Source organism: Methylobacterium aquaticum (assembly GCF_016804325.1).
GTDB classification, from domain to species: Bacteria; Pseudomonadota; Alphaproteobacteria; order Rhizobiales; family Beijerinckiaceae; genus Methylobacterium; species Methylobacterium aquaticum_C.
On record NZ_CP043627.1, the window covers coordinates 2,472,911 to 2,488,977 of the forward strand.

14 protein-coding genes and 1 pseudogene are annotated in these 16,067 nt (G+C 70.7%); 10 read left to right on the plus strand and 5 right to left on the minus strand.

Features of this window, described 5'->3' with window-relative positions; genetic code table 11:
• Positions 1-40: 40 nt before the first annotated feature.
• From F1D61_RS11135 to F1D61_RS11145, 3 genes and pseudogenes are all read right to left on the minus strand, one after another.
• Positions 41-1,144 carry an ATP-dependent DNA helicase gene (locus F1D61_RS11135; protein ID WP_203157892.1) on the minus strand — a complete coding sequence of 368 codons (1,104 nt, stop codon included), beginning with the start codon at positions 1,142-1,144 and terminating at the stop codon, positions 41-43.
• Positions 1,145-1,157: 13 nt separating this feature from the next.
• Positions 1,158-2,948: a cation:proton antiporter gene (locus F1D61_RS11140; protein ID WP_203157893.1), complete on the minus strand. Its 1,791-nt coding sequence runs from the start codon at positions 2,946-2,948 to the stop codon at positions 1,158-1,160.
• Positions 2,949-3,079: 131 nt separating this feature from the next.
• Positions 3,080-4,383 (minus strand): annotated as a pseudogene (locus tag F1D61_RS11145) (cystathionine gamma-synthase family protein).
• A gap of 255 nt (positions 4,384-4,638) precedes the next feature.
• Between F1D61_RS11145 and F1D61_RS11150 the strand changes: the two are divergent.
• From F1D61_RS11150 to F1D61_RS11190, 9 genes are all read left to right on the plus strand, one after another.
• The gene (locus F1D61_RS11150) at positions 4,639-5,868 is read left to right on the plus strand and encodes an ATPase (RefSeq protein ID WP_432443250.1); all 1,230 of its coding nucleotides are present in this window, start codon (positions 4,639-4,641) and stop codon (positions 5,866-5,868) included.
• On the plus strand, positions 5,865-6,518 hold the full coding sequence (locus F1D61_RS11155; RefSeq protein ID WP_203157895.1) for a hypothetical protein: 654 nt from the start codon (positions 5,865-5,867) through the stop codon (positions 6,516-6,518). The genes F1D61_RS11150 and F1D61_RS11155 overlap by 4 nt, the downstream gene beginning before the upstream one ends.
• Before the next feature lie 180 nt (positions 6,519-6,698).
• Complete coding sequence (locus F1D61_RS11160; protein ID WP_203157896.1) at positions 6,699-7,223, plus strand: hypothetical protein; 525 nt, start codon at positions 6,699-6,701, stop codon at positions 7,221-7,223.
• Complete coding sequence (locus F1D61_RS11165) at positions 7,223-7,450, plus strand: hypothetical protein (RefSeq protein WP_203157897.1); 228 nt, start codon at positions 7,223-7,225, stop codon at positions 7,448-7,450. The genes F1D61_RS11160 and F1D61_RS11165 overlap by 1 nt, the downstream gene beginning before the upstream one ends.
• A gap of 189 nt (positions 7,451-7,639) precedes the next feature.
• Positions 7,640-8,485 carry an AAA family ATPase gene (locus tag F1D61_RS11170; RefSeq protein WP_203157898.1) on the plus strand — a complete coding sequence of 282 codons (846 nt, stop codon included), beginning with the start codon at positions 7,640-7,642 and terminating at the stop codon, positions 8,483-8,485.
• Between the two features lie 4 nt (positions 8,486-8,489).
• Entirely contained in the window at positions 8,490-9,008 is a 519-nt protein-coding gene (locus F1D61_RS11175; protein ID WP_203157899.1) for a SixA phosphatase family protein, read from the plus strand.
• A 365-nt stretch (positions 9,009-9,373) separates the two neighbouring features.
• Entirely contained in the window at positions 9,374-10,639 is a 1,266-nt protein-coding gene (locus F1D61_RS11180) for a hypothetical protein (RefSeq protein ID WP_203157900.1), read from the plus strand.
• A 3-nt stretch (positions 10,640-10,642) separates the two neighbouring features.
• Positions 10,643-12,109, plus strand: coding sequence for a YcjX family protein (locus F1D61_RS11185; protein WP_203157901.1), 1,467 nt, complete (start codon positions 10,643-10,645; stop codon positions 12,107-12,109).
• A gap of 8 nt (positions 12,110-12,117) precedes the next feature.
• Positions 12,118-13,167, plus strand: a complete 1,050-nt coding sequence (locus F1D61_RS11190) for a TIGR01620 family protein (protein ID WP_203157902.1) — start codon at positions 12,118-12,120, stop codon at positions 13,165-13,167.
• Here F1D61_RS11190 and F1D61_RS11195 read toward each other — a convergent pair.
• Positions 13,159-14,064 (minus strand): LysR family transcriptional regulator, encoded by a 906-nt coding sequence (locus F1D61_RS11195; protein WP_203157903.1) that lies wholly within the window; start codon positions 14,062-14,064, stop codon positions 13,159-13,161. The two genes, F1D61_RS11190 and F1D61_RS11195, sit on opposite strands and share 9 nt — an antisense overlap.
• A gap of 89 nt (positions 14,065-14,153) precedes the next feature.
• Between F1D61_RS11195 and F1D61_RS11200 the strand changes: the two genes are divergently transcribed.
• Positions 14,154-14,597: a PACE efflux transporter gene (locus F1D61_RS11200; protein ID WP_203157904.1), complete on the plus strand. Its 444-nt coding sequence runs from the start codon at positions 14,154-14,156 to the stop codon at positions 14,595-14,597.
• Between the two features lie 256 nt (positions 14,598-14,853).
• On the opposite strand, the gene pobA is transcribed toward F1D61_RS11200, so the two are convergent.
• On the minus strand, positions 14,854-16,053 hold the full coding sequence (gene pobA / locus F1D61_RS11205) for a 4-hydroxybenzoate 3-monooxygenase (protein ID WP_203157905.1): 1,200 nt from the start codon (positions 16,051-16,053) through the stop codon (positions 14,854-14,856).
• Between the last annotated feature and the right edge of the window lie 14 nt (positions 16,054-16,067).

Genomic DNA, 16,067 nt, shown 5'->3' on the forward strand with positions numbered 1-16,067 from the left:
TTCAGCGATCCCAGCGAGAGGACGGAACGACGCCAGCTCCCTACACCACCACGGTGATCGCCTCCGCCGCCCGGGTCAGCGCCGTGTAGAGCCAGCGCGCCCGGTGCTCGCGAAACGCGTAGGATTCGTCGAACAGCACCACACGATCCCACTGCGATCCCTGCGCCTTGTGGACGGTCAAGGCGTAGCCGTAGGTGAACTCTTCCGTCTCGCGGCGCAGGATCGCCGGCACCTCCTCCTCGCTGCCGGCGATGATCGAGCGCAGCACCCGGATGTCCTGGGGCTTGCGGCGCAAGGCGGGATCGTCCTCCGGCACCACGTCGAGGCGCACGAGGTCGGGGCGGGGGGCGGCGCGCAGGGCCTGGACCGTCCAGGTCGAGCCGTTGAGCAGGCCCTTGGTGCGGTCGTTGCGCAGGCAGACCAGCTTCTCGCCCACTGCCGGCATCGGATCGACGTGGCCGATCAGCTCGCGGATGCGGCCGTTGTAGAGCCGCCGGGTGCGGTTCATCCCGACCAAAACCTGGTCGGCGGCGAGCACGGTCTGGGGGTCGATCTCGCGGCGCGGGATCACCCGGCTCTCGCCATAGGCGCCGAAATCGAGCCGCCCACCCTCCCGCACCGTCATGGCGAGGCGCACGATCGGGTTGTCGGCGGCCTGGCGGTGGACTTCCGTCAGCATCACGTCGGGTTCGGCCTCGGTGAAGAAGCCGCCGCCCTTCACCGGCGGCAGCTGCGCCGGGTCGCCCAGCACCAGGACCGGCGTGCCGAAGGAGAGGAGGTCGTTGCCGAGGTCGCCGTCGACCATCGAGCATTCGTCGATGACGACGAGGGCCGCCTTGCTCACCGGCCCGGTGCGGTTGAGGGTGAAGGCGGGCCCGCCCTCGGTATCCTCGCGGGTGCGGTAGATCAGGCTGTGGATGGTCGAGGCGTCGGGGCAGCCGCGGGCGCGCATGACCGAGGCCGCCTTGCCGGTATAGGCGCAGAACAGCACCCCGCCCTCGACGTCCTCGGCGAGGCGCTTGGCGAGCGTCGTCTTGCCGGTGCCGGCGAAGCCGAACAGGCGGAAGACCTGCGGGCTGCCGCGCTTGAGCCAGTCCGACACCGCCTTGAGCGCCGCTTCCTGCTGGGAGCCAAGACCACTCATTGACGTGTTCCCGTCACGGCGTCTTCCCCACGGTGCGGCGGGCCTGGAAGGGAGCGGGGGGCGGCGCCTCCTTGCGGCGCAGGATCGCCCGGAACTCGTCGCGGCGCTCGTGGATCGAGGCGATGACGAGGCCCATCGGCACCCCGACATCGACGAGAACGGCCTCCGAGAGCTGGAGCGAGGCCTCGATCGTTTCCGGGACGGCATCGTCCACGCCCATCTCGTAGAGGGCGGTGGCGTGGCGGGCGTCGCGGGCTCGCGCCACGATGGTCAGGTCCGGCCGCTCGGCGCGGGCGGCGGCCACCACCGCCTCGACGGCGCGGGGCTGGTCGAGGGTGACGACGAGCGCACGGGCGGTGTCGATGCCGCAGCGGCGCAGGAGGTCGGCATTGGCCGAATCGCCGAAATAGACCGGGTTGCCGAGGCGGCGCTGGTCGGAGACCCGGGCGGCATCCATGTCGAGGGCGATGTAGGGTACCTTGTGGCGGGCCAGCATCTCGGCGACGAGCCGGCCGACCCGGCCGTAGCCCGCGACGATCACCCGGCCGGGCTGGCGCTCCGCCGGGGGCGGCTCGGCCCGGGCCCGGCCGAGCGCGGTCCGGTCGATCCGCCGGCCGAGGCGGCGGGCGAGGGCCGCGAGGCCCGGAATCATCACCATCGTGGCGGTGGTGACGACGAGCGCCGCCTGGCCGAGATCCTCGGGCACCAGCCCGGCGGCGAGCGCGCTGCCGACGAGCACGAAGGCGAACTCGCCGCCCGGCCCGAGCAGCAGGGCGGATTCGAGCGCCACGGCGCGAGGCAGGCGCAGCGCGGTGCCGATCGCGACGATCACTCCGCCTTTCAGGACGAGGAGCCCGAGGGCGAGGCCGAGGATGGTGAGCGGCGTCTTCATCAGGACCGCCGGGTCGATCCCCATGCCGACCGAGACGAAGAACACCCCGAGCAGCAGGCCCTTGAACGGGTCGATCGTCGCCTCGATCGCCCGGCGATACTCGGTCTCGGCCAAGAGCAGCCCGGCCACGAAGGCGCCGAGCGTCATCGACAGCCCGCTCGCCGCCGCCACGAGCGCGGTGGCCGCGATGACGAGGAGGCAGGCCGCCATGAACAATTCGGGGCTGCGGGTGCGGGCGACGAGCTGGAACAGCGGCCGCAACCCCAGGCGTCCGGCGACCACCAGCAGCCCGAGCGCCACCGCCGCCTGGCCGAGCGCCAGGGCGAGGCCGCTGACCGCATCGCCGTCCTTGCGGCCGAGCACCGCGATGGCGAACAGGACGGGCGCGACGGCGAGGTCCTGGAACAGCAGCACCGCGAAGCTCGCCCGGCCGGCGGGCGTGTTGAGCCGCTTCTGCTCGGCGAGCACCGGCAGCACGATGGCGGTGGAGGAGAGGGCCAGCGCCAGCCCGACCAGGATCGCGGCGATCGGCGGGACCTCGAGCATCATCAGCACCACGCCGACGAGGAGGCTCGACACCACCACCTGCAACGAGCCGAGACCGAAGACGAGGCGGCGCAGGATGCGCAACCGCTCCCAGGACAGCTCGACCCCGATCATGAACATCAGGAACACCACGCCGAGCTCGGCGAGATGCGCGATCTCGGTGCGGTTCGAGATCGTCACGGCGCCGAGCCACGGCACCGTCTCGGTCAGCCGCCCGAGGCCCGACGGCCCGAGAAGCGCGCCCGCCCCGATGAAGCCGAGGACCGGGCTGACGCGCAGGCGATGGAACAACGGCACCACGATCCCGGCGGTGACCAGGAACAGGATGACCTCCTTGTAGGAGCCGGTGACGGCATGCTCGGTCATCGGGAGCGACGGGACCTCATCGTTTCGCGGATTGGATAAGCCCCGCCGCGGGAGGCGGGCGGCGCTCGAGGCGGCCATCATGCGGAGGGGGCCCGTCGGGGCAAGCCGAAACAGGCCCCAAACGCCGCTTTTCACCCCAAGGTCGCGAGCGCCGCCTCCAGGTCCGCCGCCAGATCCTCCGGATGCTCGATGCCGATCGAGACCCGGATCGTCGCATCGGTGATGCCGAGGCGGTCGCGCACCGCCTTCGGCACCCCCGAATGGGTGGTCGAGGCCGGGTGACTCGCCAGCGATTCGGTGCCCCCTAAGCTCACCGCGAGCTTGAACAGCTGGAGCGCGTTAAGCACCCGGAACGCCTCCGGCTCACCGCCGGCCACGTCGAACGAGAAGGTCGACCCCGGCGCGGCGCATTGCGCGGCATAGACCCGGGCCGCGCCGGAGCCGGGTTCAAGGTGGCCGAGATGGTGCAGCGTCGTCACCTTCGGATGGGCGCGCAAGCGCTCGGCGATGAGCTCGCCGTTGCGGTTGGCCTTCTCCATCCGGAGCGTCAGGGTCTCGAGCGAGCGCCCGAGCATCCAGCAGGAATGCGGATCGAGCTGGGTGCCGATCGCCGAGCGGAGCAGCCGCACCGGCTTCATCCGGGCCGCCGCGCCGAGCGCCGCCCCGGCGATGAGGTCGGAATGGCCGCCGACATACTTCGTCAGCGAGTAGACCGAGATGTCGGCGCCAAGGCGCAGCGGGTGCTGGAAGAGGGGCCGAGCAGGGTGTTGTCGCAGACCACCACCGGCGCCGACCCGCCCTGATTGGCGCCGATCCGGTCGGCCGCCCGACGTACCAGCGCCAGATCGACCAGGGTGTTCAAGGGGTTCGACGGCGTCTCGACCATCACGACGCTGACCCGCCCGCCGCTCTCGCGCGCCATCGCCTCCGCGGCCTCGGCGGCGGCCATGACGCTGCCCTCGTCGGTGCCGTCCTGGAAGCCGACGGCGCCGATGGTGAAACCGGCGAGCGTCTTGGCGATCAGCGTCTCGGTGCCGCCGTAGAGCGGCTGGGAATGCAGCACCACGTCGCCGGGCCGGGCATGGGCCAGGATCACCGTGGCGATCGCCGACATGCCCGACGAGAACAGGAGCGCGGCCTCCGCCTCCTCGAACACCGCCAGCCGGTCCTCGACGATCTCGCTGTTGGGGTGGTTGAACCGCGAATAGACCAGGCCCGCCGCCTCGCCGGCCGGCGGCTCGCGCCGCCCCGAGACGTAATCGAAGAACGCCTTGCCGTGCTCGGCGGAGGTGAACACGAAGGTCGAGGTCAGGAAGACCGGCGGCTTCACCGCCCCCTCCGACAGGGCGGGATCGTAGCCGTAGCCGAGCATCAGGGTCTCAGGCGCCAGGCGGCGGTTGCCCAAACGGTCCTTGTGGTAGCGGTCGTCCGACATGCGGGGCCTCGCTCCGGTCTGGCGACGCCGTCGCGGCGTCGGATTTCGGCGCGCCGACCGCGCCGCAAGCGAGTTCTAACGCCACTCACCGCGTTTTGCGGTGCGTAAACCGCGGCCCGGACGCTGCGCCGCGGCAAGCCCGGCTCGCCCAAGGCGCATTTTCGGCGCAAAACCCGGCTAGGACGAACGATTGAGATTCCGTGTACGCGGCCGCGACCCCGGGCGACCAGGCGAGGAGTGGTGCGAGGAGTGGTGATGAGCCGACAGCCTCCCGATCGGGTGGTGGTGCGCGAGAAGCGCGCCTGGACCGACGAGACCGACGCCTGGAAGCAGGACCGGGCGATCCGCAAGGGTTACCGCATCCGCTGGGGTTACGTGGCCATCGCGTATCTCGTCGAGGCGCTGGTGATCTGCACCTCGCTCGCCGGAGCGTGGTTCTTCGCCGAGACCTACGCCAACCCCAACGACCAGAGCTTCTGGTTCATGCTGCTGGCGCCGATCGTCTATGCGGCGATCGAGCTGTGCCGGGTGCCGCTCGGCATCCTGATCCGGGTCCAGCGCGACTGGCTGATCAAGTCGCTCGCGATCGTCGGCATCGTGATGGCGGCGGGCGTGACCACCAAGTCGGTGTCGCAGCTCGGCGAGATGATGTTCCATCCCCGCCTCGCCGAGGCCTCGAAGGCCCGCACGACCCTGAAGGAAGCCGAGGCCGACCGCGGCACGATCGACAACCGCATCGCCCAGGCCGATGCAAGGGTGGCGCAGTACGCGGCGGAAGCCGCGTCTCTGGAGAAACGCACCACCGAGGCCTCGGCCCAGCTCGCCGGCCTGCCGGGCCAGCGCTGCGAGCGCCTGTCGGGCACCAACAGCCGCGGCAAGCGCTACAGCTATATGCGCTGCGTCACCGATCCGCGCACCGCCACCATCGCGGGCAGCCTGAAATCGGCCGGCGACGAGCGGGCGGTGGTGGCCAGGAACCTGGCCGAGGCCCGCGCGGCGCGAGCCCAGCTCGACCGCGCCGCCGCCGATCGCCGGGTGACGGAGGCCGAGGGCGCCTACCGCGACGCGGTCCGCCGCTCGCAGCTCCACTCCTTCACCGCCATGGTCTACGGCGCCGACCCGATCGACGTGACAGACCAGCAGGTCCACGCCTTCCTGCGCATCTTCGTCTTCGCGCCGGCGCTCTGCGCCGCCTTCGCCTCGACGCTGCTCGCGCTCTGCGCCGTGCAGGTGCGCAAGACCTATCGCGACGAGGACGACCTCGACACGATGATGCACGCGGAGGGCGTGCCGCTGCTCCTCGACCAGATGGCCGAGAGCGCGACCCAGATCCAGGACGCGCAGCGGGCGATGCGCGAGGCCGCGGTGGCCTCGGGCGCCGCGATCCCCCTCGACCAGCGCCGCTCGCCGACCGTGCCGCAGGCCGGCACGCCCCCGGCACCGCCCGCCCGCGACGACGACCGCATCGAGAGGCCGAGACCGTGAGCTACCTCGCACCGGGCACGCCGGAGAATGTGGCGCTCGCCCAGCACGTCAACGGGCGCCTGCGGGCCGAGGCCCGGATCTCCAACGCCCGCGCCTTCCTGTTCCGGGCGATCGGGCTCGGGGCCTTCATGGGGCTCGCCGGCGCCGGGCTGGGGGCCGCCTTCTACGGCTACGCGACGATGAACGAGGTCGGCAACGCCTCCGACAAGCTCGCCAAGGCCCTGACCCAGGCCCTCGAGACCACGACGCTCAAGACGAGCGGAGAGGTGAAGCTCACCGACACCACCCTCAAGATCGAGGGCGGATTGCCGGCGGCGAAGGGGCGGCCGGACGTGGCCTCGCTCACCGGCAACCAGGGCAAGTCCGAGGCGCCCGCCAACGCCGCGGTGCGCACGAGCTTCACGGTGTTCAAGACCGTGCCCTATCTCGACGGCACGATCGTCACCGGCTGGAACTTCAAGGGCGACGAGCAGAAGCCCGAGAAGCAGTATTGCTACGTGACGCGGCCCCAGACCTTCGGCGACGGCGCCACCTCGAACCAGACCACCGTGGCGATCGACGGCGAGTTGCTGCCGCAGCCGGCGCGCTCGGAGGTGAACTTTTCGGTGATCGCCCGCAGCTGCGTGTGGTTCGATCCGTCGAAGCTGTGAGGGTCTACGCGCCGGGTCGGAACTGGGAGCGGCCGGAAGTCCTTGATGAGATATGCTCGCCACATTCGTGCGACCGATATCCCCGGGGAGCCTTGAGCCACGACGCGGGGGCTCGCAAGCCCCTTGGCGAAGCGCTTCGACCGTTGTAATGGATTGAGCCTTCCGCAGAGTTAGATTGCAGTGCTCGCCGCAGCCAAACAGCGGTATGCGGCCAACCGCGAGGCCGCCAGGTTGGCTGCTGCGACAGCTGCCTCCCAGACGTTCGGCATAGAAATCCAGTTATCCGGATGGACGAGCAAGGCATCGTCCGCCTGGGCCTCCCAATGGATCGACGCCGACCGGCGCTCCGCGTCAAGCTGGGACTGGGATGCAATCCATCATGCGTATTCACGCGAGCTGGATCGGTTCGATCTAGCAATGTGGTCCGGAGAAAGGCTTTGCGGCCTTGCTCTCGCGACGATGAGCCGAAGCATCATCACCATCAATTTTTTGGAAGGCGACCCACGCACAGACTGCCCTCTGCAAGGAAAGCGCGCAGCCATTGCGGTCGAAGCAGCCCAGAACTACGGGCAATTGAGCGGACGGAGATTCCTACGTGTCCAACCGATCCACCCACGGCTGGAAACGTTGTACTGCGACATCTTCGGGTTCACGCTTGCAACGAACAAGGGCGGTCGGGCATATTATCAGAGGGAGATACCGTGATGGGAATGCTGGCACGCCATTTTGCTGGATTGCTGGGCCGGGTGCGATCCACCGATATGCGCCAGCCTGATGCCGCCGCCCCCTATGAACCGCGCCCCATGACCAGCTTTCTCGGGAGCCTTTCGGCCGAGCAGATGGTCAAGCTCAAGGCCTATGCCGGCGAAGAAAAGCACGGCGAGGATCGGCACCGCAGGCCACTCGAGCCAGAGACGGGCCGGTTCGTGTGAGTCCCGCTGAAGCGGGGCCCGCTCGCGTGTCGATGCTTCATGTGCCCACCATGATGCGGTGAACCGGAATCGCGTGATGAGCGCGATGCATCGGATACTCCGTCGGCGGAGCTGCCCGGGGGTCTCGCCAGCGCGGCTTGCGCCGCATAGGTTTGAGGCAAATCCTCCAGAGGACGTGACGCGAGCCCGATGCGATTCACCGGAACCGAGAACTACGTCGCCACCGGCGACCTCACCGTCGCGGTCAACGCCGCCATCACCCTGGAGCGGCCGCTTCTCGTCAAGGGCGAGCCGGGTACCGGCAAGACCGTGCTGGCGGAGGAGATCGCCCGGGGCCTGAACGCGCCGCTGCTGACCTGGCACATCAAGTCGACCACCAAGGCGCAGCAGGGCCTCTACGAGTACGACGCGGTCTCGCGCCTGCGCGACTCGCAACTCGGCGACCCGCGGGTCTCGGACATCGCCAACTACATCCGCCGCGGCAAGCTGTGGGAGGCCTTCACCGCGCCCGAGCGGCCGGTGCTGCTGATCGACGAGATCGACAAGGCCGACATCGAGTTCCCGAACGACCTGCTGCTCGAACTCGACCGGATGGAGTTCCACGTCTACGAGACCGGCGAGACCGTGCGGGCAGCGCGCCGGCCAATCGTCATCATCACGTCGAACAACGAGAAGGAATTGCCGGATGCCTTCCTGCGCCGGTGCTTCTTCCACTACATCAAGTTTCCGGACGCCGACACGCTGAAGGCGATCGTCGACGTGCATTACCCGGGCATCAAGCAGCGTCTCGTCGAGGAGGCCCTGCGGGTGTTCTTCGAGGTGCGCGAGGCGCCGGGCCTGAAGAAGAAGCCTTCGACCTCCGAACTCCTCGACTGGCTCAAGCTTTTGATGGCCGAGGATATCGGCCCGGAGAGCTTACGCGAGCGCGATCCGCGCAAGCTGATCCCGCCGCTGCACGGGGCGCTCCTGAAGAACGAGCAGGATGTCGGGCTCTTCGAAAAGCTCGCTTTCCTGAGCCGCCGCGAGGGACGCTAGAGCCATGCGCCGCCTGATCCTGCTTCGCCACGCCAAGTCCGACTGGCCGGACGGCACCTCGGACGTCGACCGGCCGCTCGCTCCCCGCGGGCGGGAGGCCGCGCCCAAGATGGCCGCCTACCTGGCGGCGGAGGGCCTGATCCCCGACCGGGTGCTGGTCTCGCCGGCCCGGCGCACGCAGGAAACCTGGGACCTCGTCAAGCCGGCCCTCGGTGCGGTGCCGGACGAGACCGTGCCGCAGATCTACGAGGCCCCGGTCTCGCGCCTCCTCGACGTGGTGCGCTCCATCCCGGACGAGGCCGCGACCGCCCTGATGATCGGCCACAATCCGGGCTTCCAGGACCTCGCCCGGCTGCTCTCGAAGCCGGGCGAGGCCCGGCGGGCGCTGACCAAGAAGTACCCGACGGCGGCGATCACGGTGATCGACCTGGCGGTGGACGCGTGGGCCAAGGTCGAGGCCGGGGCGGGGGATGTCGAGCGGTTCGTGACGCCGAAGAGCCTCGGGCACGGCGAGGACGAATAGGCGAAGGGGCGGTGCCGTCGTCGGTGTGATCGAAGCAGGTCTGTCCGGGGAAAACACCTTCTAGAATCTTGCGCGGGATCCCCTCTCCCGTGTGGGAGAGGGGTAGGGGTGAGGGTGGAGACGGTGCCGCAATAACCCTGAACAGTTGAGCTGCGCAGCTCGACGCCCAGTGATTTTTCCGGAGCCCGAGCCACCCTCACCCCCGGCCCCTCTCCCACACGGGAGAGGGGAGATGAGCCATTTCCTTTCCCGAACAGCCCTGCAGTCCACTGGGAAGAGGAGAAACCTGCACCACCCTCGTCGGAACGCATCGGCCAATCCATCGCTTGAGACAGGCTTAGCTTCATCAACGCAAACAGAACCCCGTGATCCTCACCGCCTTTCTCGCCCTGACCCTCGCGGCCGGCCCTGCGACCGACGAGGCCGCCGCCCTGATCCGGGATGGCGCCACGCATCTGCGTGACGGGCTCGCCGCTGCGTCCGTCCTGGCAACGCCGGCACGCGAGATGCCGGTCTACCGGCCCGAGGCGCGGGCGGTGTCGAACTGGCGCAGCGAAACGAGGGATGGTCTCCTGCCGCTCTCCCTCGCCTGGACCGCCTGGGCGGCATCGAGCGATCCGGCCTTCGTGGCCCGCTGCGTCAAGCTCAACAATTACTGGTGCATCAAGCGGGCGCACTGGGACGGCGAGATCGGCGGCGACCAGGAGGGCCATACCGGCTTTGCCACCGCCGGGCAGGGGGCCGATGCGGCGGTGTCGCTGCTGCGGCGCTATTACGGCGAGTACGGGCGCCGCTCGGCCCTAGCGATCGTCCGCCGCTGGGCGCCGGCCGAATGTGGTGCCCCGGTCGCCGCGCGGGCGCTCGCCCCGGCGGGCCGGGCCTCGCCAGCCCGGGCGGCCTCGCCGGCGCTCGCCGCCCTGGCACCCCAGGGGATCGGCCGCACCCTGCGGGCACGCTTCCTCGCCGGCCACGGCCGCGGCGGTGCCCCGCGGCGGATCGCGCGGGCGCCGAGCCGCCCTGCCGCCGCAGCCCGCCCCGTCGCCGGCAACGCGCTGCGGGTCCAGCCCTGGTCGGCGCTCGCCCGGATGCAGGGGCGGCCGCGCCAGCCGGTCCGCGCCGTCAGAGCGGCGCCGCTCCCCACCATCGCCGCCGGCATCGGCGAGACGACGCGCCCGATCGCGGCGATCGAGCCGGGACGGGTCCTCGACGGCACCCGCCTCGCGGCGGAAGCCGCCGCCCTGCCGACGCTCGCCGCCGCCCTGGTCTCGGCCCTGCCGGCGGCCCTGCGCCCGCCCGCGCCGCTCTGCGGCTCGGACGAGATCCGCATCCAGAACTACGCCGCCCGCATCGCCGGCAGCGTCGGCGTGAAGCCCGGGGACGATCTCGGCCTGTTCACCCCGACGGCCACGCCACCGAGCGCCTCGCCCCGGTGCTGCTGGCGATGTCCTCGGTCGAGCTCGGGGCCTTGCGGGCGAGCCCGGCCCTCGTCGCCGCGGCCATCGCCCGGGCCGAGGCCGAGCGCGCGGGAAGCCGGCAGGCGCAAGCCGCACCGTGAGGCCGGTGCGCTCGGAGCCCTTGCGGAACCCTCGTGTCCGCGCCACCTCCCCGGTCACGATGAAGCGAGAGCGTAGAGCGTGCCGCCCCTGACCGACCTCGCCGCGCGTGCCGGCTCCCTCGCCAAGTCCGTCACCGAGGCGACGCGCTCCCTCGCCGAGGCCTCGAACGACCTCTTGGTCCAGCCGACCGTGCGGCTCGGCGTCACCGGGCTCGCCCGCTCCGGCAAGACGGTGTTCACTACCGCCCTGGTGCATCAGCTCACCGGCCTGCACCCGCTGCCGGCGCTCCGCGCCTCGCAGGAGGGCCGCCTGCGCCGGGCCCGCCTGGTGCCGCAGCCCGACGACGCGGTGACGCGCTTTCCCTACGAGGACCATTTCGCGGCCCTGACCGAGACGCGGCACTGGCCGCGCTCGACCGACCGGATCAGCCAGCTGCGCCTCGAGATCGATTACGAGCGCAAGAGCGGCTGGCGCACCGGACCGGCGAGCCTGATGGTCGACATCGTCGATTACCCGGGCGAGTGGCTGCTCGACCTCGCGTTGATCGAGCAGACCTTCGAGGGCTGGTCGCGCGAGACGATCGCCGCCGCCGAGCGCCCCGGCCGGACCGCGATGGCGGCGCCCTGGCTCGCCTCCTTAAGGGCTCTCGATCCGAACCAGCCCCTCGACGAGATCGTGGCCGAGCGGGCGAGCGAGGCGTTCACGCTCTACCTCGCCGCCGTGCGCGCCGGGCCCGAGGCGGTGGCGACGACGCCGCCGGGCCGCTTCCTGATGCCGGGCGACCTCGCCGGCTCGCCGGCCCTGACCTTCGCGCCCCTGATCCTGAACGGCCCGGTCAACCCCGACAGCTTGGGCGGCCTGATGCAGCGCCGCTTCGAGGCCTACAAAACCCGGGTGGTGACGCCGTTCTTCCGCGACCATTTCCAGCGCATCGACCGCCAGATCGTGCTGGTCGACGTGCTGGCCGCGGTCGATGCCGGGGCGGCGGCCCTCGCCGAGCTGGAGGAGGCCCTGGACCGGGTGCTGATGAGCCTGCGGGTCGGGCGCAACACCCTGCTGTCGCGGTTCTTCGCGCCGCGGGCGGACAAGATCCTGTTCGCCGCCACCAAGGCCGACCACCTCCACCATACCAGCCACGACCGGCTCGACGCGCTGCTGCGCCTCCTCGTCGCCCGCTCGCTAAGGCGCACGGAGGCCGCGGGCGCCCATGTCAGCACCCAGGCGCTGGCCTCCGTACGCTCGACCCGCGAGACGGTGGTGCATGACGGGCCGCACGCCTTCCGGGCGGTGGCCGGCACGCCGGAGGCGGGCGAGACCATCGACGGCGAGACCTTCGACGGCGAGACGGAAGCGGCGATCTTCCCCGGCGAGTTGCCGGAGCGGCCCGAAGCCGTGCTCGAAGGCGCGGTGACGCCGGGCTCGCTGCGCTTCCCGCGCTTCCGGCCGCCGCAGGTGTCCCGCGATGCGCTCGGCCGCCCGGGCCGCCTGCCGCAGATCCGCCTCGACCGCGCCCTGAACTTCCTGATCGGCGACCGCCTCGCCTGAGGGTCCTGATGACCAATCCCCCGACCCACAAGCCCCGCGCCTTCCGCCTGCCGCCGGCTGGCACCCCCGAGGCCCCGGCCGCCCCGCCGCCGCCCGGCACCGAGACGGCGCTCGCCGACGGCGTGCGGATGGTGGAGGAGCCGTTCGAGATCGTCGAGGCCGCCGACGGCGTCGCCGTGCCGGTGGCGCCGCGCGCGCGCGCGCCTTGGGCGACCCTGCTGCTCTCGGCGCTGGGGGGGCTGGCCTCGCTCGGCATCGGGCTCGCCATCGAGCGGCTGATCGCCGATCTCTTCTCCGCCGCGCCCTGGCTCGGCATCCTGGCGCTCGTGCTGCTGGCGGTCGCGGTGGTGGCGCTCGCGGCCATCGTCTGGCGCGAGGTGGCGGGCGTGCTGCGCGAGCGCCGCATCGAGGCGTTGCGCGAGGAGGCCCTCGACGCGCTCCGCTCCCGCGACCACAGCGCCGCCAAGGCCGTGGTGCGCCAGCTCTCCGGCCTCTATGCCGAGCGCCCGGCGATGAGCGCGGCCCGCGCGCGGCTCGCCGCCCTCGACGACCAGATCCTCGACGTCGAGGACCGGATCGGCATCGCCGAGGCCGAGTTGCTCAGCACCCTCGACCGCTCCGCCAAGGCCGCGGTGGCGGAGGCCGCCAAACAGGTCTCGGCGGTGACGGCGTTGAGCCCGCGGGCGATCGTCGATGTCGGCTTCGTGATCTTCGCGGCCGTGCGGCTCTTGCGCCGCATCGCCACCATCTATGGCGGCCGGCCCGGCCTGTTCGGCTTCCTGCGCCTCGCCCGGGCGGCGCTCGCCCATCTCGCCGTCACCGGCAGCGTCGCGGTCGGCGACAGCCTGGTGCAATCGGTGCTGGGCCTCGGCGTCGCCGCGCGGATCTCGGCGAAGCTCGGGGAGGGGGTGCTGAACGGGTTGATGACGGCGCGGTTCGGGCTGGCGGCTCTGGCGGTGTGCCGGCCGCTGCCGTTCACCCGGGAGCCGGCGCCGCGGTTGGGGGATGTGGCGGGGGAGTTGGTGCGGGGTGGCGAGGAGCGGGAGGCCTCACGGTAGGGCACTGCTCCCATCGCCGCCGATCCGCTCCGCCGCGAACCTCTCCCGCAACCAAGCCGCCGCCGGCCCGCACGGCCGCTGCTTGTGCCACACCAGTTCCAGCGCGATCGGCCAATCCCCCTGGTCGAACTGCAGATCCGGCGTGACGAGGTACGGCGCGGTTAGCGAGGCCGCGATGACGTGGTCGGTGACGAAGGCCCAGCCGATCCCGTGCTTGACCATCTCGAGGATCACCCAGTGGCTCTCGACCCACCACACCTCGGCGGCGACCCGCAGGCGGCGCTTCTCGGGGCCGTCGCTACGGGCGGCGACCAGAATCTGGCGGTGGCGCTTCAGTTCCTCCCACTCCACCCGGGCCTTGGCCAGCGGGTGGTCGCGGCCGCAGACGAGCTTGAGCGGCACCCAGCCGATGGTCTGGAAGCCGAGTTCCGTCGGCAGGACCTCCTGGCGCCACATCACGCCGAGATCGGCGGCGCCCGACTGCACCATGCGGCTGACATCCTCCATCAGCGGGAAGAGCAGTTCGAGTTCCACGTAAGGAAAGGCACGGGCGAACTCGGCGAAGAGGGCGCCGAGCGCGTGCTCGGGGTAGAGCTCGTCGATGGCGACGACCAGCCGGCTCTCCACCCGCTGCTCCAGGCTGGTCGCCACGCCGATCAGGTGCTCGCGCCGGTCGAGCACCACCCGGGCCTCCGAGAGCAGCCGCTCCCCCGCCGGCGTCAGGACCGGGTTGCGGCCGGCCCGGCTGAACAGCTCCAGCCCCAGATCCGCCTCGAGATTCGCCACCTGGGTGCTGACGGCCGATTGCGCCTTGCGCAGCAGGCGCGCCGCGCCGGAGAACGAGCCCGCCTCGGCCGCCGCCACGAAGGCCTGGAGCTGGTCGAAGGAGACGGCCATCCATCCGATTCCGCGATACGTCCCAACTTGCGAGACGGAGTATCGCAGATAGAACGCGGCGGACCAATCGCAGCGTTCAGAGCCAGACCATGCGCAGCACACGCGACCGGATTCGTCACGCGCTCCTGTTCGAGGCCATCGGCCTCGCGCTGATCATCCCGCTCGGGACCGTGCTGTTCGGGCTGCACGCTTCGCAGATGGGCGTGATCGGCGTCAGTAGCGCCATGGCGGCGACGGGGTGGAACTACGTCTACAATCTCGGCTTCGACCACGCGATGCAGCGATTTGCCGGGCACACGCGCAAGAGCTTAGCCCTTCGGGTCGCCCATGCCGTGCTGTTCGAGGCAGGCTTGCTGGTGATCCTGCTGCCGCCGATCGCCTGGTATCTCGGCATCGGCCTCGTCGAGGCCTTCGTGATGGATATCGCGATCGCGCTGTTCTACGTGGCTTACGCCTTCGTCTTCAACCTGGCCTATGATCGGGCCTTCCCGCTGAAGAGCTGGGGCGAGGTTGCGGCGGAGCCGTCCCGTTGAGTGCTTTGTCTCCTGGGTCGGGTTGGTGATCCGACACGGACGCCAACACCTCGGAACGTCATCCTGGGGCCCGGCGCAGCCGGGAACCCGGGATCCATAACCGCTGACGCTTCAGGATCGGGCGATCAGCGTCCCGCGTCGTCCAGCACCGTCAGCGGTTATGGATCCCGGGTTCCGCTGCGCGGCCCCAGGATGACGATGGAGAGTTGGAAGCCGTCTCACCACCCCGCGAAGCACCGAAGCCCGTTTGCGATCGTCACAGGCTCAGCGGTTCGCCCCCGAACCCAATCGGCAACCCGACGTAATTCTCCGCGATCACCGTCTGGGCGGCCTGCGAGCCGCGGATATAGGCGAGTTCCGCCACCTGCATCCGGCGGGCGAAATCGTCCATGTCGGGGAAGCGGTGGGTGAGTCCGGTGAACCACCAGCTGAAGCGCTCGGCCTTCCACACCCGGGCGAGCGCCCGGGCCGAGTAGCCGTCGAGGCCGGACGCATCGCGGTCAGCATAGTGGAGGGTCAGCGCCTCGGCGAGCATCGCGACGTCGGAGACGGCGAGGTTCATGCCCTTGGCCCCCGTCGGCGGCACGATGTGGGCGGCATCGCCCGCCAGGAACAGGCGGCCGTAGCGCATCGGCTCGGCGACGAAGCTGCGCAAAGGCGCGATGCTCTTCTCGAAGGAGGGGCCGCGCACCAGCCCCGCCGACGCCGTGGGCCCGAGGCGGGTTTCGATCTCGTCCCAGAACCGCTCGTCCGACCAATCCTCGATCCGCTCGTCGAGCCCGACCTGGACGTAGTAGCGGCTGCGGGTCGGCGAGCGCATGCTGGCGAGCGCGAAACCGTGGGCGTGGTTGGCGTAGATCAGCTCGTGGTTGACCGGCGGCACCTCGGCCAGGATGCCGAGCCAGCCGAACGGATAGACCCGCTCGTAGACCTTGAGCACGTCGGCCGGGATTGCCGCGCGGCCGACGCCGTGGAAGCCGTCGCAGGCCGCGACGTAATCGCAGGCGAGGGTCCGCGTCTCGCCGTCCTTGGTGAAGGTGACGACGGGCTTATCGCCGGTCAGGCCGTCGAGCCGCAGGTCCTCGGCCTCGAACACGATGTGCACGCCGCGGGGCTCGGCGGCGTCGAACAGGTCGCGCATCACCTCCTGCTGGCCGTAGACCGTCACCGCCGAGCCGCCGGTCAGCGCCGCCATGTCGATGCGGAAGATCTCGCCGTCATAGGCGAGGTTGGTGCCGGTATGGACGAGCCCCTCGGCCTTGAGCCGGGCATCGAGGCCGAGCTGGTCCATCAGGGCGACGGTGCCCTGCTCCAGCACGCCGGCCCGCACCCGGCCCTCGACGTAGTCGCGGGTGCGCCGCTCCAGCACCACCGCGTCGATCCCGGCGCGCGCCAGCAGGTGGGCGAGGAAGAGACCGGCCGGGCCGGCGCCGATGATGGCGACCTGCGTGCGCATGGGGACGTTTCCTT